Raw genomic sequence first — 19,583 nt, 5'->3', positions numbered from 1 at the left:
GCGGTGCTCATTTCTCGATGAAGAGGAGGTCCTCCGAGGCGTGGGTCATCAGGACGGTCCCACCGTTGACGACCCTGACGACATGATGCAGGCCGACCAGTTCGTCCGAGGGGTTCGGCGCCAGGATGCGGAACCTGTCCATGGCTCCACCCAGGTACGCGGGGAAGGAGTCCAGCGTGGTGCCGCCGAGGGACAGGTACTCCTTCAGGCGGCGGAAGAGCTTGGGCAGGATGACGGCCTCGTCGGTGATCGAGGTCATGCCGATGACCTTCGCCCCGCGCAGGGTGACGTCGACCGTCTCGCCGTTCGCGTCGCGCCGCCACACGCCCCTCCCGGGCGCCGCCTTCGCCTGCAGGGCGGCCACGGCCAGCTCCTCGCGCAGCTCCCTGGGCAGACCGGAGTAGAACATGGGGTAGGCCAGGCCCTGGGTCAGCATGTGATGGTTGGCCGTCTCCCGCAGGAGCTCCTTGGACACGTTGAGCTCGTAGCCGCTGGGCCCGGGCGGGGCGCCCCGGCCGACGAACGCCACGCAGCGCCCGTAGGCGTCGGTGCCGCTGGTGAGGATGTAGCCCGGAACCGTCTCGGGTATCGCGGAGATGTTCTCCAGGCCGGGCTTCTTGGGGTCGGGAACGCGCCGGATGTCGCGGAAGCCGAGCCACTTCAGCAGCGCGTTCGTCGCGGCGTCCCCCAACTCACGCGGCTGCCGGGCCAGTTCCCCGTAGACCCCGTCGTAGTGGGTTTCCAGCGCGTCGACGCCTTCGAGACGCACGCTGACGCGGCCGTCCCACGCGGGCTCCGGCTTCTCGCATCCCCGGACGAGCTTCCACTCGCCCACGTAGTCGGGAGTGAACGGGAGCGTGTCCCCGTCGGGGCTGGTACGGCCGGAAAGATGGAAGGATCCCTTGATCAGCAGCATGGGCATGGTCGCTCCCAAGGTCGCAGCATGGAAGGGAACCGGCTCCCTTCCATGCTGCGACGGCCCCGGCACGACCGCCATCGGAACGGTGCCGCACGCGGTGTTCACGAACTCCCCGCGGCGTGCGCGCCGGTCTGCCGCGTCACGGGGTCCGGTCGGGCGACAGCGTGTACGTACGGGAGGACGTGTAGAAGTCCAGTGCGGCCCGGCCCTGTTCGCGCGGGCCGTAGCTGGAGGCCTTGGCGCCGCCGAACGGCAGGTGGAAGTCGACTCCGGTGGTGGGGGCGTTGATCCGGATCATGCCGGTGTCGAGCCGGTCGAGGCCGTGCAGGGCGGCGCTCAGGTCGGCGGTGTGGACGGAGGTGACGAGGCCGTAGCGGGCCGCGTTGGTGATCCGCACGGCGTGATCGAGGTCGCGGGCGGGAAGCAGCGCGGCGACGGGGCCGAAGACCTCCTCGCGCAGGAGCCGGTGTCCTGCGGTGACCTTCTCGACGAGGGTCGGCGCCGCGTACCAGCCGGAGGCGTCGGGCACGGTGCCGCCGGCGAGGACGGACAGGCCCTGCCACGCGGCGGCGGCGTCGGCGCGGGCGGCCTCGGTGATGAGCGGCCCGCACACGGTCGCCCCCTCGGCGGGGTCGCCGACCGGCACGGAGCGCAGCGCCTCGGCGAGGGCCTCGCGCAGCGGTTCGAGGGCGGCGCCGACGGCGACCACGCGGCTCGTGGCGGTGCACTTCTGGCCGGCGTATCCCGCGACGGAGGCGGCGATGTGCGCCGCCGCGCGGGCGATGTCGGCGTCGGGCAGCACGACGGCCGCGTTGAGGCCGCCCATCTCGGCCTGCACCGGGATGCCCCGGGCGGTGGCGGAGCGGACGACGGCCCGGCCGACGGCGGAGGAGCCGGTGAAGGAGACGACGTCGGCGGCGGAGACGAGCGCACCGCCCTCGGTGGCGCCGCCGGGCAGGGCGGTGAACACGCCTCCGGGCAGGACCTGTTCGACGATCTCGGCGAGCCGCTGGGCGCAGGCGGTGGCCTCGGGGGCGGGCTTGAGGACCACGGCGTTGCCTGCGGCGAGCGCCGGGGCGGCCTTCCAACTGGGAATGGCGAAGGGGAAGTTCCACGGCGTGATCAGTCCGGCGACGCCGTGCGGGCGCCTGCGGGTGAGCAGCAGGCCGGGGCCGGTCGCGGTGTCGTGGACGGCACCGGTGGGCTCGTAGGGGGCCTGGGCGTAGTAACGCCAGATGGCGACGGTACGGGCGATCTCGGCATGCGCCTCGGTCAGCGGCTTGCCGACCTCGCGCACGGCGAGCGCGGCGAGTTCGGCCCCCGCGGCCTCGACGGCGGCGGCCACGGCGCCCAGGGCGGCGGAGCGGGCGGCCGCCCCGCCGGCGGCCCAGCCGGCCTGGGCGGCGCGCGCCTGTTCGACCGCGTCGGCCGCGGCGAAGGCGCCGGGGGCCGGCATGTGGACGAGGACGTCGGCCGGGTCGGCGGGGTTGCGGGAGATGACGGTCATGCGACGAACCTTCTCTGTGGTGTCCGAGGGCTTGCGCAGTACAATTTCACATTACTATTTTACGGGTCACATTTTCAGTCCACGCCACCCTCGGCGCCCCGCGCCCCGAGGCTCCGGCCCGCGGCTGCCCGAACTCTGCACTCGGAAGTGACTCCTGATGGACAAGCACACCCGAAACGCCCTTGCCCTGGCCGTGCTGACGGCCCTCACCCTCGGCGCCTCCGGCTGCTCCGGCTCGGGCGGCGGCGCCGCGGGCAGCGGTCGCACCGGCGCCAACCCCGCGACCGGCAACAACGGCAGGATCGTGGGCGGCACCCCGGTCAAGGGCGGCACCCTCAACGTGCTGTCCAACCAGGACTTCACCCATCTCGACCCCGCCCGCAACTGGGTGATGGGCGACATGGACTTCGGCACCCGCCTGCTCTACCGCACCCTGCTCACCTACAAGGCCGAACCGGGCGTCAAAGGCGGCGAGTTGACCCCCGACCTCGCCGAGGACCTCGGAACCTCCTCCAACGGCGCCAGGACCTGGACCTTCCGACTGAAGAAGGGCCTGAAGTACGAGGACGGCTCCCCCGTCACCGCGCAGGACGTGAAGTACAACGTGGAGCGCTCCTTCTCCCCCGACCTGCCCGGCGGCCCCGACTACGCCGCCCGCTACCTGGCCGGCGCCGAGGGCTACCAGGGACCCGCCGGCGGCCGGCACCTCGACTCGATCAGGACCCCCGACGACCGGACCATCGTCTTCGAACTCCGCACGCCCTTCGCCGAGTTCCCCTACGCGACGGTGCTCCCCACCTTCGCTCCGGTCCCCAAGTCCCAGGACAGGGGCCCCCAGTACGACAACCGCCCCTTCTCCTCGGGGCCGTACAAGATCGAGTCGTACGCCCGGGACAAGCAGCTCACCCTGGTCCGCAACCCGCACTGGGACGCGGCCACCGACACCGTGCGCAAGGCCTATCCCGACCGGATCGTCGTCACGATGGGCCTCAAGGCCAACCAGATCGACGACCGGCTCGTCGCCGCCACCGGCACGGACGCCTCCGCCGTCCCCTGGGACAAGCTCCGCCCGGAGAGCACCCCGAAGGTCCTCACCGAGCCCGACGTCCGGGCCCGGCTCCTCGCCGAGTCCACCAACTGCACCGAGATGGTGCAGATGCACACCGGCCGTGCCCCCTTCGACGACGTACGGGTGCGCAAGGCCGTGCAGTACGCCCTCGACCGTGAGGCCGTCCTCACCGCCTCCGGCGGCCCGGCGCTCAACGACCCGGCCTCCGCGCTCATGCCCGGCTCACTCTTCACCGGCGGCAAGCAGCCCGACACCCTGAAGATCCCGCTCACCGGCGACGTGGAGAAGGCCAAGCAGCTCCTCAAGGAGGCCGGCAAGCCCGGAGGCTTCAGCACCCGGATCACCGTCTCCAACGGGGACAAGGGCGTCGCCGAGGCGGTCCAGCAGTCCCTCGGCCGCGCCGGGATCACGGTCGTCATCGAGACCGTCGACCCGTCCGCCTTCTACGACACCATCGGCGACACCAAGAACCGCACCGACCTCGTCTACACCGGCTGGTGTCCCGACTACCCCTCCGGCTCCACCTTCCTGCCCTTCGTGTTCGACGGGCGCTACATCAAGGAGAAGGGCAACTCCGGAAACCACTCCCTCTTCCGCGACCCGGCCACCATGAAGCGCATGGACGAGATCGCCGCGATGACGGACGCCGCGCGGGCGAACAAGGCCTGGCAGGAGCTCGACGGACAGATCCTCGCCAAGGCCCCCACCGCACCCGCCGTCGTCGAGCGCCGGCCGCTGCTCGTCGGCCCCAACATCGCCGGCGCCTTCGGCCACTCCTCGTACGGCGGTCAGCTCGACTACGCCACGGTCGGCCTCAAGGACCCCGCGAAGAGCGGAAGCTGATCCACCGCCATGACCACCACCACCGTTCCCGCACCGGCCGCGAAGCGGCCCCCGGCCCCGACGGGGCCCTGGCGGCTCGCCCGGGCCGAGCTGCGCCGCCGGACCTCCGCCCTGGTCGCCCTCGGCGTCGTCGCCCTCTTCGCCCTCGTGGCACTGACCGCGCCGCTGCTCAGCGCCCTGGGCGGCTGGCGCCCCGACGAGTTCGACAAGTCGGCCGTCGACCCGTACCTGGGCGGACTGCCGCTCGGACCGCTCGGCGGAATCTCCGCCGAGCACTGGCTCGGGGTCGAGCCCGTCACCGGTCGCGACCTGTTCGCCCGGGTCGTGCACGGCGCCCAGGTCTCCCTGCTCATCGCCTTCGCCGCGACCGCGATCGTGGTCGTCGCCGGGGTCGCGGCGGGCGTCGCGGCCGGCTACTTCGGCGGCCGCGTCGACAGCGTCCTGTCGCGGCTCATGGACCTCACCATGTCCTTCCCCTCCCTCATCTTCATGATCGCGATGATGTCGGTGGCCAAGGACGTCAACCGGATCCTGCTCATGACCCTGGTCATCGGCCTGTTCGGCTGGCCCGGCATCGCTCGTATCGTGCGGGGGCAGACGCTCTCCCTCAAGCACCGCGAGTACGTGGACGCGGCCCGCGTCAGCGGGGCCTCGGACTGGCGCATCCTCACCCGCGACGTCCTGCCCGGAGTGGCCGGCCCCGTCATCGCGTACACCACCCTGATCGTCCCCGGGATGATCGCCACCGAGGCCGCGCTCAGCTACCTGGGCGTCGGGGTCCGCCCGCCGACCCCCTCCTGGGGGCAGATGATCGCCGAGAGCGTCGCCTTCTACGACACGGACCCCATGTACTTCGTGGTGCCGAGCCTCTGCCTGTTCCTCACCGTCCTCGCGTTCACGCTGCTCGGTGACGCGCTGCGGGACGTGTTCGACCCGCGGGGAGGCCGGACGTGATCGTCTACCTCGGGCGACGGCTCCTCGGAGTGCTCGGCGTCCTCGTCGCCGTGGCCGCCATCACCTTCGTCATCTTCTACGTGCTGCCCTCCGACCCGGCCGCGGCCGCGTGCGGCAAGTCGTGCAGCACCGAGCGGCTCGCCGCGATCCGCGCCCACATGGGCCTCGACCAGCCGCTGTGGCGCCAGTTCGGCGACTTCGTGACCGGCATCTTCACCGGGCGCACCGTCGGCAGTGGCCCGTACGCGCTGCGCTGCGACTTCCCGTGCCTGGGCTACTCGTACGAGAACAGCCAGCCCGTCTGGGACCTGCTCGTCGACCGGCTGCCGGTCTCCGCCTCGCTCGCCGTCGGCGCGGCCACGATCTGGCTGGCGCTCGGCCTGGGCGCCGGGATCACGGCGGCCCTGCGCAAGGACACCCTCACCGACCGGGCGCTCATGGTCGGTGCGGTCGCCGCCGCCTCGCTGCCCGTCTACTTCACCTCGGTGATGCTGATCTACGGACTGATCCGGGTGGCCGGCCTGCTGCCCTATCCGCAGTACGTGCCGTTCGGCACGGACCCCGTCTCCTGGGCGTCGAACCTGCTCCTGCCGTGGCTGGCGCTCGCGGTCCTGTACGCGGCCATGTACGCCCGGCAGAGCCGGAGTTCGATGATCGAGTCGATGGCCGAGCCGTACATCCGCACCGCGCGCGCCAAGGGTCTGCCACGGCGGACCGTGGTGGTCAAGCACGGCCTGCGGGCCGGGATGACGCCGATCCTCACCATCTTCGGCATGGACCTCGGCGGGCTGCTCGCGGGCGCGGTGATCACCGAGTCCATCTTCGGCCTGCCGGGTGTCGGTCGGCTCTTCTACGGGGCGCTCGCCACCGGCGACCAGCCGGTGATCCTCGGGGTAACGCTCCTCGCGGCCGCTTTCATCGTCGTCGCCAACCTGTGCGTCGACCTGCTCTACGCCGTCGTCGACCCGCGAGTGAGGTACTGATGTCCGACGCGATGACGACCGGTCCCGAGCCCCTCCTCTCGGTGCGGGACCTCACAGTGGTGTTCCCGACCCGGCACGGCCCGGTGCGCGCCGTGGACGCGCTCTCCTTCGACGTGCCGCGCGGCCGGACCCTCGGCATCGTCGGCGAGTCGGGCTCCGGGAAGTCCGTCACGTCTCTGGCGGTGCTGGGCCTGCACACCGGCGCGGAGGTCTCCGGCTCGGTCACCCTCGGCGGGCGCGAGCTGGTCGGGCTGTCCGAGCGGGAGCTGAACCGGCTGCGTGGCCGGCGGATGGCGATGATCTTCCAGGACCCGCTGTCCAGTCTGCACCCGTACTACACCGTCGGCGAGCAGATCGCCGAGCACCACCGGGTGCACTTCGGCTCCCGCCGTGCGGTCGCCCGTCGCCTGGCGGTCGACGCGCTCGCCGAGGTCGGCATCCCCGAACCCGGGCGGCGGGCCGGCGAGTATCCGCACCAGTTCTCGGGCGGCATGCGGCAGCGCGTCATGATCGCGGCTGCGCTGGTCTGCGAACCCGAACTGCTCATCGCCGACGAACCGACGACGGCGCTCGACGTCACCGTCCAGGCGCAGATCCTGGAGCTCATCGCCCGGGTGCAGCAGGACCGCGGCCTGGCCGTCGTCATGATCACCCACGACCTGGGCGTGGTGGCCCGGGTGGCCCACGAGGTCCTGGTGATGTACGGGGGCCGGGCTGCCGAACGGGCTCCGGTGGACGAACTGTTCGCGGCTCCCGCGCATCCGTACACCCGAGGGCTGCTCGACTCGCTGCCACGGCTCGACGACCGGGACGACACCCCGCTGCGGGCCGTCCCGGGCTCCCCGCCGTCCCTGCTCGACCCCGCGCCGGGCTGCGCGTTCGCGCCCCGCTGCCCGCGTCCGGCCCTCGGTCCCGAGGCGGAGCGGGAGCGGTGCGCGAGCGAGCGCCCGGTCCTCACGGGCCCCGCCGCCCATCCGGCGGCCTGCCACTTCCCCACGTACGAAGGCGTCGTCCGATGACCACACCGCGCACGTCCCCGCTCCTGTCCGTGCGGGACCTGACGATGACCTTCCCGGGGCGGGGCCGGCGGGCCGCCCGGGTGCGGGCCGTCGACGGCGTCTCCTTCGACATCGCGCGGGGCGAGACCCTGGGCCTGGTCGGGGAGTCCGGCTGCGGCAAGTCGACGACCGGCCGGATGATCGTCCGGCTGCTCGAACCGACGTCGGGCTCCGTCACGTACGACGGACGCGAGATCGGCCGGCTCCCGCAGCGGGATCTCAAGCCGCTGCGGCGCGAGATCCAGATGGTCTTCCAGGACCCGCACTCCTCGCTCAACCCACGTCGGACGGTGGCCCGGATCATCGCCGATCCGCTGCTGATCCAGGGCGGTTCGGCCGCCGCCGCGCGCGAACGGGCGGCCGAGCTGATGGAGCTCGTGGGCCTGATCCCCGAGCATCTGGACCGCTACCCGCACGAGTTCTCCGGCGGGCAGGCCCAACGCATCGGCATCGCACGTGCCTTGGCGACGGGGCCCCGTCTGGTGATCGCCGACGAGCCGGTCTCCGCGCTCGACGTGTCGGTCCAGGCGCAGATCGTCAATCTGATGGAGCGGCTCCAGGCCGAGCTCGGACTGGCCTATCTCTTCGTCGCCCACGACCTGTCGGTGGTGAAGCGGGTGTGCGACCGGGTCGCGGTCATGTACCTGGGCCGGATCGTGGAGATCGGGCCGAAGGACCGCGTCTACGGGGCTCCCGCCCACCCGTACACCCGGGCGCTGCTCTCGGCCGTACCGCTGCCGGACCCGGCGGCCGAGCGGGCGCGTGAGCGGATCACGCTGCTCGGCGACCCGCCGAGCCCGGCCGCGCCGCCGCCGGGCTGCACCTTCCATCCGCGCTGCCCGAAGGCCCGGGAGATCTGCCGGAAGGAGCCTCCCCTGCTGCGGATCACCGCGGCGGGGGAGGCGAGGGAGGTGGCCTGCCACTTCCCGGAGTCCGGCTGACCCGGAGCCGCGCTCCTGGGGGCGGTCGCTCGCCGGCCGGCCGTGAACCCGGCGGGGGTCTTCGTGAACCGCGAGTCGGTCCGGCTGTTGCCGGAGCGGTTCTCGACGACTCCGCCGCCGGGGCAACCGCGGTCGCGGTCGGCGGGCCAGAAGGCGAGCCGGGCGATGTGGCGGCTGTTCGCCCGGTCGCGGACGCCCCGGCACGGACCGTCAGTTGGTCGCGGGCCGCAGTCGGTCGATGGGGTGGGTGTCCACGTAGGTCCCCAGCGCGTCGTCCTTGAAGGCCTGCCACAGGGTCGCGCAGCGCGCCCGGTCGAGGTGGACCACCGACTGCCCGCCCACCGTTCCGGTGCCCTTCACCGGGGCGTTCATGAAGGTCATGTCCCCTCCCCTCACCTCCCGCATGTTCCACACCAGTTGGCGCATCTCGTCGTCGCCGAAGCGCTCGTCGACGGACACCGTCTCGGTGAAGATGTCGAGGGTCTTCTTCAGCTGGAGCGGTTCCTTCAGGGACGCGGAACCCATCACCTTCTCCAGGAGCGTCCGCAGATAGTTCTGCTGCCGGTGGGTCCGGTCGAAGTCGCCGTTCGGCAGGTTCTTGCGCTCGCCGACGTAGGCGAGAGCCTGCTCTCCGTTCATCTGCCGGCGCTCGCCGTCCGCCATGAGGATCTCGACGCCGCCCACGGCGTCGGTCAGCTTGCGGAATCCGTTCCAGTCGATCACGGCGAAGTGGTCCACGCGGACGTCGGTGAGCCGCTGCACCGTGTCGATCAGCAGCGGTGGGCCGCCCCAGGAGAAGGCCGCGTTCAACTTCGCCCGTCCCCGGCCGGGGACGTCGACCCAGGAGTCGCGCGGCAGCGACACGACGTAGGCGGCGGAGTGGTCGTCCGGGATGTGCACCAGCATCATCGCGTCACTGCGCTGGTCGCCGTACTTCCACAGCTTGCCCTTGGCGTCGCTGCCGGTCGTGGGGACGTCCGACCGCGAGTCCAGGCCCATGAGCAGGAAGTTCTGGCCGCCCTTGGAGGCGGCGGGCACCGGCGCGTTCGTGGGGAAGGTCTGCGGGATCCGCTCCACGCGGCCGGTGTAGTGCTGGTACGCCCAGTAGCCGACGCCGGCGGTGAGCAGCACGGCCGTGACGAAGAGGCCGAGCGCGCAGAGCAGCACGACCCGCGCCCGCGGGCGGCGCCGCCGGGCGGCCCCGGTGGCGGCGCCCGTCCCCGCGGCGGCCCCGGTGGCGGCGCCCGTCCCGGTCGCGTCCCGGGACCCGGTTCCGGCCGTGGGAGCGGGCGTCCCGTCGTCCGGCCCCGTCGCACCACGGGCCTGCGCCTGCGCCTGCGCACCCCGCTGCTCCGGTCCCGGCGCCTCCCCGCCGGACACCGACGAGGCCCTCTCCTCCCCGGCCTGCTGCTCCCCCGCCTGTTCGCGCGCGCTCATGGCTACGGCTCCCCCCTACGCTTCCCCACCCCGACTCGCCCCTCCCGGGGCCTACTTCGAGCCACCAGGATGCCCAAGATCGGCCGGTCGCGCGACGGGTCCCGGGAACCGGGTGGGAGCGGAACCGGACCCGGTGCCCGTGTGGACGGGACGGCGGGCGGCCGAGCGTAGGGGCATGTCATCAGCCCCTGTGAGAGGACGTGATCACCATGTCACGGATCCTGGGCCAGTTCGGCACCGACATCGCGCCGCACCTGCTGCGGTTCGCCGCCGATCGGGCGGAGGCCGGCGGCCGGGTGCTGCGCGGCGGCGGCTGGGCGCTCGCCGGAGAGCGGGCGAGCGCCGCCGGTGGCGTGGCGGCCGTCCTCACCGGTCGGCTCGACGTGCGGCTGCCGCTGCTGTCCCGGCTCGAAGCCGCCGGGCACGCGGTCGCCGAGCACGACCACGCGGCGCTGGTCCGGGCCGCTCACGAAGCGGACGGGCCGGAGTTCACCGAGCGTCTGCGGGGCGGCTACGCGGTGGCCGTCGCCGACACGCGTGGCGTGCCGCTCCTCGTGCTCGCCACCGACGACGCCGGGTCGGTGCCGCTCTACTACCACTGGGACCCGGTGCGCCGGATCGTGCGGTTCGCGACCGAACTCCCGGCCCTGATCGCCCTGCTGCCCGACCGTCCCTCGCTCAGGGAGCCGGGCTTCGACGCCTACCTCGCCGTGGGCGCCACGCTCGACGGGGCGACCGTGCTCGACGGCGTGCGGATGCTGCCGCCGGCCACGACCGCCGTGTGCGAACGGGGGCGTGACCTCCGGCTCGTCCGCCGTACCCCGGCGGGGACGCCGAAGGTGCCCGCGCCCGCACCGGGGCGCGAGCTCCTCGGGGAGCGGGCCCGGCGACGGGGCGCCGGGCCCGCGGCGGACGCGCTGCTCGGCTCGCCGGGCGGGGGCGCGGCCCTCCTGCGGGAGCTGGCCGGGTCGGACCTGCCGTCCGTCGGACCGGCCGCGGACGGCAACTCCGGGACGTCGGAACCGGCCGCTGCCGACCGCCCGGCCGCCGACCGGGCGCCGTACGGCGTGCCGGTACGGGACGCCGTGGGCGGAGCGCCGGACCGTCCTCCCGGGCCCCGGGACCGGGCCGGCTCCGACCCGCTCGACCGGCGTGCGGCCCGGGACCTGCCCGAGGTGCTGCCGGCGCTGGCCTGGCGCCTCGGGCTGCCCGAGGCCGACCCGGGCTCCCTCGTCGCGTACGCGGCCTACGGGACCGCGCGGCGGCAGGGTCTCGGGACGGTCCTCGCCTCCGACGCGGCCGATGTGGTGGTCGGCGGGCGGCGGCGCGTGGAACTCGCCGTCGGCGACTCCGCCCAGGACTGGGCGGCCCGCTACGTCGAGGCCCTCGCGCCGGTCCCCGCCGCGCACCGGACCCGGCTCTACAGCCGCGACTACGCGGCGTACCTCGCGGACCGCGGCGACGCGGCGGGGGGCCTGGCGGCGCGGCTCGGCACGGAGGCGGACCGCAGATCACGCCGGGCGGCCCTGACGGCCTTCGAGCTGGACGAACTGCTGCCGGCCCGCGGACTGCGGCGCACGGCCCATCTCGGAGCCGCGCACGGCGTCCGGGGCGTGCTGCCCTGGCCGACGCGCCGGTTGTGGGTGGCCGCCGAGCCGTACTCCACCGCGCACCCCACGGGCCCGGGACCGGCCCGGGCACTCTCCGGACTGCTGGTGCCGGGCGGCGCGCTCATGGACTTCGTCCGCGAGACGCTCGCTCCGTCCCGGCTCCGGGTCTCCGGGCTCTTGAGCCGGCGCTCGGTGGAGCGGCTGCTGGCCGCCCAGCTCGCCCGGCCGTCGGAGCGGCTGGCGCGGACCGTCTGGGCGCTCGTGATGTTCGAGCTGTGGCGGGAGGAGTACGGGGCGACCGTACGCCGCCCGGTCCGGCCGCCGGTCCGCGCGAAGAGCCCGGCCGATCTGCCGGCGCTCACCCGCCGGACGGTCGCCCTGTGAAGGATGGGGCGGAATGGGCCGGGGTGGGTCAGGGGCCTCATGTGCCCGGGACACCTCGGGGGTCACGATGAGACAGGAATCCGCCCCCTCGGAGCACCGACAGGAGGAGAGCAGAAATGAAGCGCAAGATCATCGGATCCGTGCTCGCCCTCGCGGCTCTCGCGAGTGCCGCGCTCTTCGGATCGAGGGCCGCACGTGCGACGAAGGGCGCCGGGCCCGGGCAGCCCTGCACACCGCACCACGTGCGGGACTGCCCGAAGTGCCCGCCGTAGTCCGGCCTGCAGGACCCGCGGCGCCCGCTGTCACCCGGCAGCGGGCGCTCTCCCGTGCGCTCGGCCATCGGGGCCCGCGCGCCCGACCGGCCGTACGCCCGTGCGCGCCACCGGCCGTACGCTCCACCGGCCCGCGCGCCCGACGGACTTACGCTCCACCGGCCCGTGCGCTCCACCGGCCGCGCGCGCCACGGGCCCTTGCGCCCGACCGGTCGCCCGCTCAGCCGGGCGTCGGCAGCTCCGTCGCGGGCGCTTTCGCCGCGGAGGCGACCGAGCAGGGCAGGAATGCGCGGATCCGGGTCCCGCGCCCGCCGCGCACGGGGGTGTCGACGGTGCACCGGCCGCCGATCTCGGCGGCCCGTTCGGCCATGGAACGCAGTCCCACCCCGCGGTGGTCCGCCTCGTGGCCGAAGCCGTCGCCGTCGTCCTCCACGGTGAGGACCAGCGCCTCGCCGTCGACCCGCACCCCGACCTCGGCGCGGGTGGCGCGCGCGTGCCTCATGACGTTGTTCAGGGCTTCGGCGGCGATCCGGTAGGCGGCCACCTCCACGGCGGCCGGCAGCGGAGGCAAGGGCGACGGTTCGAGGACGGCGTCCACGGTCGGCCTGGCGCTGTCGAACGAGGAGACGAGCTGGCGCAGCGCGCCGTCGAGGCCGAGTTCGCCGAGCGGAGCGGGGCCGAGCCGGTCGGTGATCCGCCGCACCTCCTTGATGGCCATGCCGAGGTCGTCCGAGACGTGCCGCAGCGCCTCGCGCAGGGTGTCCTCGGCGGGCATCCGGGCGGTGGCGTTCTCGACCCGCAGCCGGAGCCCGGCGAGCGCGGGGCCCAGGCCGTCGTGGATGTCGCGGCGCAGCCTGCGCCGTTCCTCCTCGCGGGCGGTGACGATCTGCTCCCGGCTGCTGCGCAGGTCTTCCTGGAGCCGCAGGGAGGCGACGGCGGGCGCGGCCTGGCTGGCGAGGGAGGACAGGATGCGGGTGTCCTGCTCGTCGAGTGACTGCTGGCCCTCGCGGGAGCTCACGGAGAGCCGGCCGACGACGGTGCCGTGGTGGAGCATGTCGAAGTGGTGCGGGTGCTCCCCGAGGCGCCCCGCGGCGGCCAGGGTCCGGAACCCGGCGCGGGTGTGCACGGTGAGGACGGCGGCCGGCAGGCGCAGGCTCTCCACGACGGTGGCGCACAGCGTGACCGGGATGTCCTGGGCGCTGCCGGCATGGCTGATGCGTTCGGCGAGGGTGTGCAGCACCTGATAGGGGTGCGCCCGGTCCCCGTAGTAGAGCCGGTCGATCACTCCCACGGCCCAGGCGACCAGGCGACGGAGTCCCGCCCCCATGAGGAAGGCGACCGCCACCAGGACCAGGATGTCGGCGTCGCGGCTGGGCGTGATGCCGCCGACCAGAGCGGCCACCAGGCCGACGTCGGCGGCGGTGAGCAGCGCCACGACGAGGAGTCCGGCGAGGACGCGCCGCGCGGAGCGGTTGATGCGCCAGGAGCCGGTGCGGACCACCACGTAGCTCACCGAAGCCAGCCAGAGGGCCGAGGCCACCACCCTCAGCCAGAGCATCGGCCACTGCCACTGGTCGTCGAGGTAGTACGCCACGCTCTGCGCGGCCGCCCACAGCAGGTAGGTGCCGAGCAGGAGCGAGAGGAGCCGCCGCGTCCGGCCGGGCGCGGCCCGACGGATCCGGTCGAGCAGCACGGCGCTGCCGACGGCGGTGAGGACGAAGTCGCTGATGTTCTGGGCCTCGGCGAGGTGGACGTCGAGAGCGGCGGAGGTCTCGGCCCACCAGCCGGAGGCCAGGGGGTTCGGCGCGCCGAACCGCTCGGGAGTGGCGGCGTAGGAGAAGGCCTGTGGGGCCACCCACACGGCCACGCCGGCCACGTACCACCACCATCGACGGGTGAGCCGGCCGTCGGGGAACCACAGCGGGAGGGAGTACCAGAGGGTGATCTTGACCCAGTTGGCGGCCGCCTCCAGGCCCAGTGCGGCGGCCCGCACGGGGGCGGTGGGGTGCTCCAGCCACATCGGGGCGGACACGGCGTAGGGCAGGATCGCGGCCATCCCGTACACGATGAGCACCCAGCCGACGGGGCGGCCGGGCCAGTGCGCGTGGATCAGGACACCGGCCGCCACGGCGGGCAGCCCGTACACGAGGACGCGGAGGGTCTGGGCGCTCTCCGCCACCCCGGGCGAGCCGAGGTTGACGAGCAGGTAGCAGACCCAGAGGCCGCTGAGGGCGAGGGTGACGGCCGCGCACAGGGCGGCGGCGGCCAGCTGGCGCTCGCCCTCCGCCCGGTGGGAACCCGACGGCGCGTTCTCACTCCATGCGTTCATATGCATACCTATAGTAATCGACATGACGGATGAAGGCTCCCAGGGCTCGGCCGCGTCCGCGGTGACGGTGCTCCTGGTGGACGACCACCCGATGTTCCTGGACGGCCTGCGCGGGGCGCTGCTGCCGGAGGACGGGTTCCGGGTGGTGGGCGAGGCGTCGTCGGCCGCGGACGCGGTCACGCTGAGCGCGCGGACCGCACCGCAGGTGGTGGTGCTGGACCTGGGGCTGCCCGACGCCTCCGGCATCGAGGTCACCCGGCGGGTGCTCAGCGACCGGCCGGAGACGCGGGTGCTCGTCCTGAGCATGTCCGAGGACGACGACAACCTCCTCGCTGCGGTACGCGCGGGGGCCAGCGGCTATCTCGTCAAGGGCGCGGGGCGCGAGGAGATCATCGGTGCGATCCGCACCGTGGCGGGCGGCGGCGCGGTGTTCGGACCGCGGATCGCCGAGCGGCTGCAGTCGTTCTTCGGGGCGCTCGCGACGGCGCCGGGACGGGAGGTGTTCCCCGACCTCACGCCGCGCGAGCTGGAGGTCCTGGACCTGCTGGCGAGCGGTCTCGACTACCGGCAGATCGCCCGCCGGCTGACCATCTCGGACAAGACGGTCCGCAACCACGTGACCAACATCTTCAGCAAGCTCCAGGTCAACGACCGGGCGCAGGCCATCGTCCGGGCCCGCAACGCGGGCCTCGGCACCGACGGGGCGGTCCCGCCCCGCCACGACTGACCCGCTCCCCATGGCGCCTCCTCCCGCTCGCGGCCGGTCTCGCGGCGCGTCTCACGGCGCGCCCGGCACGGCGTGGGCCGGCCCGGGCCCGTCGCCCTTCGCTCGGGCTCGTGGCCGGTCCTCCGGTTCGTGAGGAGTCAGCCTCCACCGCCCGGCGGGCCGGGCGCATGAGGCGGGTGGCCCGTTCGCGTCCCGGTGCGCACCGGGCTCCCCGCCCCGGTCGCGGTCGGGGCCGGAGCCGGGCCGGAGCCCCGGGTGCCCGGGTCGCCGGGACGCGGAGGGTGGACGCATGACGTCGCCCACCGCGCACCACTGGAGGCCCGAGATGTCCGGCACCGCACCGCAGCAGGGGTTCGCCGAGGCGGACGCGCTGCGCCGCCGCAACCGCCGCACCGTCGAGACGTACATGGAGACCTTCGGTCCGGAGCGGCTCCGCAGGCACGAGCTGTTCACCGAGGACGGCAGCGGCGGCCTGTGGACCAACGACACCGGCGCCCCGATCGAGATCCGGGGCCGCGACCGGCTCGCGGAGCACGCGGTGTGGTCGCTGCGCTGCTTCCCCGACTGGCGGTGGTACGGCGTGCGCGTCTTCGAGACGCAGGACCCGAACCAGTTCTGGGTGGAGTGCGACGGCCACGGCCGGATCCGCTTCCCCGGCTATCCGGAGGGGTTCTACGAGAACCACTTCCTTCATTCGTTCGAACTGTCCGACGGGCGCATCGTGCGCAACCGCGAGTTCATGAACCCGTTCGCGCAGCTGCGCGCCCTGGGCATCCCGGTGCCCTCGGTCCACCGCGAGGGAATACCGACATGAAGCCGAACACCGTGGTGGAAGACCTGCTGCACGAGATACGGGAGCGGGGCGCCGAGCAGCAGCCCGTCTGGCCCGACCCGGGGCAGACGCGGCGGGTCCGGGCCGCCCTCGCGGGCCGGCCGGCACTGGTGCGGTCCGAGGACCTGCGGGCGCTCGGGCTGCTGCTCGGCCGGGTGGCCGAGGGCGGAGCCCTGGTCGTCCAGGCCGGCGACTGCGCCGAGGACCCGGAGGAGCGGACCGCGGGGAGTGTGGGACGCCGGGTCGCCGTGCTCGATCTGCTGGCCGGGGAGCTGCGCACGGCCGGGCGCGGACCGGTGTTGCGGGTGGGCCGGATCGCCGGCCAGTACGCCAAGCCGCGGTCGAGCCGGTACGAGCGGGTGGACGGCCGTGAAATCCCTTCGTACCAGGGGCACATGGTCAACGGCCCCGAGCCCGACGTGGAGAGCCGGACCCCCGATCCGCTGCGCCTCCTGCTCGGCTACCTCGCGGCCGGGGACGTGATGGAGCACCTGGGCTGGCACGGGCACCCGGTCGCCCGTGGCCCCGAGCCCCCGGTGTGGACGAGCCACGAGGCCCTGCTGCTCGACTACGAGGTGCCGATGCTGCGCCGGGACGACGAGGGCCGGCTGTACCTGGGGACCACGCACTGGCCGTGGATCGGGAAGCGCACGCGCGCGGTCGACGGGGCCCACGTGGCGCTGCTCGCCCGGGTCGCCAACCCGGTCGCCTGCAAGGTCGACGCCGATCTGCCCCGGGACGAACTGCTCGCGCTGTGCGAGCGGCTGGACCCGGGCAGGACGCCGGGACGCCTGACGCTGATCGCCCGGATGGGCGCCGACCTGGTGGCCGACCGGCTGCCGCCGCTGGTCGCGGCGGCGAAGGCGGCGGGACACCCGGTGAGCTGGCTGTGCGACCCGATGCACGGCAACACCGTGCGGGCGGGCGACGGCACCAAGACCCGGGTCGTGCCCACCGTGCGACGCGAAGTGACCCTGTTCCGGCGGGCGGTGGCGTCCGCCGGGGGCGTGGCGGCCGGGCTGCACCTGGAGACCACGCCGGACGAGGTGACCGAGTGCGCCTCGGACCGCGACGCCCTCGACGGGGTCGGGGAGCACTACACGACGTTCTGCGATCCCCGGCTCAATCCGTGGCAGGCGCTCGACGTCGTCCGGGCCTGGCAGGAGGAGTCATGACCGGCATCCCGGCGATCCCCTCCTATCGCCTGCCGTCGACGGGCGAACTGCCCGCCAACACCGCCCGGTGGCGGATCGATCCGGGCCGGGCGGTGGTGCTCGTGCACGACATGCAGCGCTACTTCCTCGCCCCGTTCCCGGCCCCGACCCGTGGGGAGCTGGTGCGCCGGGCCGCGGTGTTGCGCGACGGGTGTGCCGGGCGCGGGATGCCGGTCGCCTACACCGCTCAGCCCGGCTCGATGTCCCGTCAGGAGCGCGGGCTGCTGGGGGACTTCTGGGGGCCGGGCATGCGGGCGGCGGAGGAGGACCGTGCGGTCGTGCCGGAGCTCGCGCCTGCCGTCGACGACTGGGTCCTGGTCAAGCGCCGCTACAGCGCGTTCTTCCGCTCCGGGCTGCTGGCCCGGATGCGGGAGGCGGACCGGGACCAGCTCGTCCTGTGCGGGGTGTACGCCCACGTCGGGGTGCTGGCGACGGCGGTCGAGGCGTTCACCCATGACATCCGCGTCTTCCTCGTCGCCGACGCGGTCGGCGACTTCTCCAGGGAGCACCACGACGCCGCCCTGCGGTACGCCGCCGAGCGCTGTGCCATGGTCGTCACCACCGAGGAGGTCCTGTCATGACCGAGCCGCTGGAAGCTGTCCTCGGCGCCGGTCCCCGGCCCGCCGCCTACGCGCTCCTGCACCGGCCCGGCGCGGGCCGCACGGGTGCGGCGGACGCCGCCGACGTGCTCGACGTGCTCGTGGGCCGGGTGTCGCTGCCCCCCACGCTCGCCGGGATCCCGCTGCCGGACCGGCCGCCGGGGCCGGGCCGGGGCGCGCACCACGAGTCCCTGGTGGTCGTGCCGTACCGGCAGATCACGGAGCGCGGCTTCCGCTGCGCCGACGACGGTGCTCCGCTGATCGCCATGACGGTCACCGGGCAGTCGACGGTGCCGGTGCGCGAGGCCCTGGCCCGGCTGCCGCGCACGGCGACGACGCTCACCGGCGGACGCTTCGACCTCGACGACGAGGCGTACGCGCAGCTGGTGGGGCGGGTCGTACGGGAGGCGATCGGCGAGGGCGCGGGCGCCGACTTCGTCCTGCGGCGCACCTTCCTCGCGGACCTGGGCGACTACGGTCCCGACACCGCGCTCGCCTTCTTCCGGCGCCTGCTGGAACAGGAGTCGGGGGCCTACTGGACGTTCCTCGTGCACACCGGGGCCGCCACCTTCGTCGGCGCGTCACCGGAGCGGCACGTCAGCCTGCGGGGCGGGACGGCCGTGATGAACCCGATCAGCGGGACCTACCGGCACCCGCCCGAGGGGCCGAGCCTGCCCGGGGTGATGGATTTCCTGGCCGACCGGAAGGAGCGCGACGAGCTGTCGATGGTGGTCGACGAGGAGCTCAAGATGATGGCGCGGATCTGCGAGGGCGGCGGCCGGGTCGTGGGGCCGTACCTGAAGGAGATGGCGCGCCTCGCGCACACCGAGTACCTGATCGAGGGCCGCACGGACCACGAGGTGCGGGAGCTCCTGAAGGAGACCCTGTTCGCGCCGACGGTGACCGGCTCCCCGCTGGAGAGCGCCTGCCGGGTGATCGCACGCTACGAGGCGACGGGCCGCGGCTACTACAGCGGGGTCGTGGCGCTGATCGGGCGGGACGAGCGGGGCGGCCGCGCGCTGGACTCCGCGATCCTCATCCGCACCGCCGAGATCGACGCCGCGGGCCGGATGCGGATCGGGGTGGGCGCCACCGTGGTGCGCCACTCCGACCCGGACGCGGAGGCGGCAGAGACGCGGGCGAAGGCGGCCGGGCTGCTCGCCGCCCTGGAGGGCGACGGGCCGGGGCCGTTCGGCACCCACCCGGAGGTGCGGGCCGCCCTGGAGCAGCGCAACGCGGATCTGTCGGGCTTCTGGCTGGGTGCCGGGCGGACCACCGGCTCGCCCGGGCTCGCGGGCCGCACGGTGCTCGTCGTCGACGCCGAGGACACCTTCACCGCCATGATCGGGCACCAACTGGGCTCGCTCGGACTCGATGTGACGGTGTGCCGCTACGACGAGGGCTGCCCGCCCGAGGCCTTCGACCTGGTGGTCCTCGGCCCGGGCCCCGGCGATCCGGCGGAGGCCGGGCACCCCCGGATGGACACGATCCGGGCGGTGGCACGCCGACTGCTCGCGCGCCGGCGTCCGTTCCTCGCCGTGTGCCTGAGCCACCAGCTCGTCAGCCTGGAGCTCGGACTGCCGCTGGTCCGCAGGGACGTGCCCCATCAGGGCGTGCAGCGGGAGATCGACCTCTTCGGCCGGCGTGAACGGGTCGGCTTCTACAACACGTTCGCGGCGCGTGGCGCGGCCGACCGCACTGTGGTCGAGGGGGTCGGCCCGGTGGAGCTGTGCCGCGACCCGGTCAGCGGCGAGGTGCACGCACTGCGCGGTCCGCGCTTCACGACGCTCCAGTTCCACCCCGAGTCCGTGCTGACCCGCGACGGGCCGGGCATCCTCGCCCGCGCCGCGCGGCAGGCCCTGCGGGAGCCCTCCGGCCCCCGCGGCCGATGAGAGGAGGTCCGGC

16 protein-coding genes are annotated in these 19,583 nt (G+C 73.9%); 12 read left to right on the top strand and 4 right to left on the bottom strand.

What is annotated here, in order from left to right; translation table 11 throughout:
• Nucleotides 1-7: 7 nt before the first annotated feature.
• Complete coding sequence (locus AB0M16_RS06005) at nucleotides 8-922, bottom strand: nuclease (RefSeq protein ID WP_365339222.1); 915 nt, start codon at nucleotides 920-922, stop codon at nucleotides 8-10.
• Nucleotides 923-1,058: 136 nt separating this feature from the next.
• Entirely contained in the window at nucleotides 1,059-2,426 is a 1,368-nt protein-coding gene (locus AB0M16_RS06000; protein WP_365339220.1) for an aldehyde dehydrogenase family protein, read from the bottom strand.
• A 157-nt stretch (nucleotides 2,427-2,583) separates the two neighbouring features.
• Between AB0M16_RS06000 and AB0M16_RS05995 the strand changes: the two genes are divergently transcribed.
• From AB0M16_RS05995 to AB0M16_RS05975, 5 genes are read left to right on the top strand one after another with little or no spacing between them, the layout of a single operon-like run.
• The gene (locus tag AB0M16_RS05995; RefSeq protein WP_365339218.1) at nucleotides 2,584-4,338 is read left to right on the top strand and encodes an ABC transporter substrate-binding protein; all 1,755 of its coding nucleotides are present in this window, start codon (nucleotides 2,584-2,586) and stop codon (nucleotides 4,336-4,338) included.
• 9 nt (nucleotides 4,339-4,347) lie between these two features.
• The gene (locus AB0M16_RS05990) at nucleotides 4,348-5,292 is read left to right on the top strand and encodes an ABC transporter permease (protein WP_365339216.1); all 945 of its coding nucleotides are present in this window, start codon (nucleotides 4,348-4,350) and stop codon (nucleotides 5,290-5,292) included.
• Nucleotides 5,289-6,275, top strand: a complete 987-nt coding sequence (locus AB0M16_RS05985) for an ABC transporter permease (RefSeq protein WP_365339214.1) — start codon at nucleotides 5,289-5,291, stop codon at nucleotides 6,273-6,275. Before AB0M16_RS05990 ends, AB0M16_RS05985 begins: the two co-directional genes overlap by 4 nt.
• Nucleotides 6,275-7,294: an ABC transporter ATP-binding protein gene (locus AB0M16_RS05980; protein WP_365339212.1), complete on the top strand. Its 1,020-nt coding sequence runs from the start codon at nucleotides 6,275-6,277 to the stop codon at nucleotides 7,292-7,294. The genes AB0M16_RS05985 and AB0M16_RS05980 overlap by 1 nt, the downstream gene beginning before the upstream one ends.
• Complete coding sequence (locus AB0M16_RS05975; RefSeq protein ID WP_365339210.1) at nucleotides 7,291-8,274, top strand: ABC transporter ATP-binding protein; 984 nt, start codon at nucleotides 7,291-7,293, stop codon at nucleotides 8,272-8,274. Before AB0M16_RS05980 ends, AB0M16_RS05975 begins: the two co-directional genes overlap by 4 nt.
• A gap of 210 nt (nucleotides 8,275-8,484) precedes the next feature.
• Here the strand turns inward: AB0M16_RS05975 and AB0M16_RS05970 are convergent, their stop codons facing one another.
• Nucleotides 8,485-9,711 carry an LCP family protein gene (locus AB0M16_RS05970; RefSeq protein ID WP_365339208.1) on the bottom strand — a complete coding sequence of 409 codons (1,227 nt, stop codon included), beginning with the start codon at nucleotides 9,709-9,711 and terminating at the stop codon, nucleotides 8,485-8,487.
• A gap of 209 nt (nucleotides 9,712-9,920) precedes the next feature.
• On the opposite strand from AB0M16_RS05970, the gene AB0M16_RS05965 reads away from it, so the two are divergent.
• Both AB0M16_RS05965 and AB0M16_RS05960 read left to right on the top strand, forming a co-directional pair.
• The gene (locus AB0M16_RS05965; RefSeq protein ID WP_365339206.1) at nucleotides 9,921-11,705 is read left to right on the top strand and encodes an asparagine synthase-related protein; all 1,785 of its coding nucleotides are present in this window, start codon (nucleotides 9,921-9,923) and stop codon (nucleotides 11,703-11,705) included.
• A 116-nt stretch (nucleotides 11,706-11,821) separates the two neighbouring features.
• Entirely contained in the window at nucleotides 11,822-11,977 is a 156-nt protein-coding gene (locus AB0M16_RS05960) for a hypothetical protein (protein ID WP_365339204.1), read from the top strand.
• A 220-nt stretch (nucleotides 11,978-12,197) separates the two neighbouring features.
• On the opposite strand, the gene AB0M16_RS05955 is transcribed toward AB0M16_RS05960, so the two are convergent.
• Complete coding sequence (locus tag AB0M16_RS05955) at nucleotides 12,198-14,306, bottom strand: ATP-binding protein (RefSeq protein WP_365339202.1); 2,109 nt, start codon at nucleotides 14,304-14,306, stop codon at nucleotides 12,198-12,200.
• 22 nt (nucleotides 14,307-14,328) lie between these two features.
• Between AB0M16_RS05955 and AB0M16_RS05950 the strand changes: the two genes are divergently transcribed.
• The 5 genes from AB0M16_RS05950 (at nucleotide 14,329) to AB0M16_RS05930 (ending at nucleotide 19,570) form a co-directional block, all read left to right on the top strand.
• Entirely contained in the window at nucleotides 14,329-15,033 is a 705-nt protein-coding gene (locus AB0M16_RS05950; protein WP_365339200.1) for a response regulator transcription factor, read from the top strand.
• 289 nt (nucleotides 15,034-15,322) lie between these two features.
• A complete protein-coding gene (locus AB0M16_RS05945) occupies nucleotides 15,323-15,847 on the top strand; it encodes a PhzA/PhzB family protein (RefSeq protein ID WP_365339198.1) in 525 nt (174 codons plus the stop codon).
• Between the two features lie 14 nt (nucleotides 15,848-15,861).
• A complete protein-coding gene (locus AB0M16_RS05940) occupies nucleotides 15,862-17,040 on the top strand; it encodes a 3-deoxy-7-phosphoheptulonate synthase (protein WP_365339483.1) in 1,179 nt (392 codons plus the stop codon).
• A complete protein-coding gene (locus tag AB0M16_RS05935; RefSeq protein ID WP_365339196.1) occupies nucleotides 17,037-17,660 on the top strand; it encodes an isochorismatase family protein in 624 nt (207 codons plus the stop codon). Before AB0M16_RS05940 ends, AB0M16_RS05935 begins: the two co-directional genes overlap by 4 nt.
• Nucleotides 17,657-19,570 (top strand): chorismate-binding protein, encoded by a 1,914-nt coding sequence (locus AB0M16_RS05930; protein ID WP_365339194.1) that lies wholly within the window; start codon nucleotides 17,657-17,659, stop codon nucleotides 19,568-19,570. The genes AB0M16_RS05935 and AB0M16_RS05930 overlap by 4 nt, the downstream gene beginning before the upstream one ends.
• Nucleotides 19,571-19,583 lie beyond the last annotated feature (13 nt).

The organism is Streptomyces sp. NPDC051921 (genome assembly GCF_040680975.1).
Lineage (GTDB): Bacteria > Actinomycetota > Actinomycetes > Streptomycetales > Streptomycetaceae > Streptomyces.
Note: the sequence above shows the minus strand (reverse complement) of the source record. Positions and strands in the feature narration are given on the sequence as shown.

Bases quoted from the DNA above. Each gene is read 5' to 3' on its own strand.
- AB0M16_RS06005 (WP_365339222.1), bottom strand. From the start codon at position 922: ATGCCCATGCTGCTGATCAAGGGATCCTTCCATCTTTCCGGCCGTACC.
- AB0M16_RS06000 (WP_365339220.1), bottom strand. From the start codon at position 2,426: ATGACCGTCATCTCCCGCAACCCCGCCGACCCGGCCGACGTCCTCGTC.
- AB0M16_RS05995 (WP_365339218.1), top strand. From the start codon at position 2,584: ATGGACAAGCACACCCGAAACGCCCTTGCCCTGGCCGTGCTGACGGCC.
- AB0M16_RS05990 (WP_365339216.1), top strand. From the start codon at position 4,348: ATGACCACCACCACCGTTCCCGCACCGGCCGCGAAGCGGCCCCCGGCC.
- AB0M16_RS05980 (WP_365339212.1), top strand. From the start codon at position 6,275: ATGTCCGACGCGATGACGACCGGTCCCGAGCCCCTCCTCTCGGTGCGG.
- AB0M16_RS05975 (WP_365339210.1), top strand. From the start codon at position 7,291: ATGACCACACCGCGCACGTCCCCGCTCCTGTCCGTGCGGGACCTGACG.
- AB0M16_RS05970 (WP_365339208.1), bottom strand. From the start codon at position 9,711: ATGAGCGCGCGCGAACAGGCGGGGGAGCAGCAGGCCGGGGAGGAGAGG.
- AB0M16_RS05965 (WP_365339206.1), top strand. From the start codon at position 9,921: ATGTCACGGATCCTGGGCCAGTTCGGCACCGACATCGCGCCGCACCTG.
- AB0M16_RS05960 (WP_365339204.1), top strand. From the start codon at position 11,822: ATGAAGCGCAAGATCATCGGATCCGTGCTCGCCCTCGCGGCTCTCGCG.
- AB0M16_RS05955 (WP_365339202.1), bottom strand. From the start codon at position 14,306: ATGAACGCATGGAGTGAGAACGCGCCGTCGGGTTCCCACCGGGCGGAG.
- AB0M16_RS05950 (WP_365339200.1), top strand. From the start codon at position 14,329: ATGACGGATGAAGGCTCCCAGGGCTCGGCCGCGTCCGCGGTGACGGTG.
- AB0M16_RS05945 (WP_365339198.1), top strand. From the start codon at position 15,323: ATGACGTCGCCCACCGCGCACCACTGGAGGCCCGAGATGTCCGGCACC.
- AB0M16_RS05935 (WP_365339196.1), top strand. From the start codon at position 17,037: ATGACCGGCATCCCGGCGATCCCCTCCTATCGCCTGCCGTCGACGGGC.
- AB0M16_RS05930 (WP_365339194.1), top strand. From the start codon at position 17,657: ATGACCGAGCCGCTGGAAGCTGTCCTCGGCGCCGGTCCCCGGCCCGCC.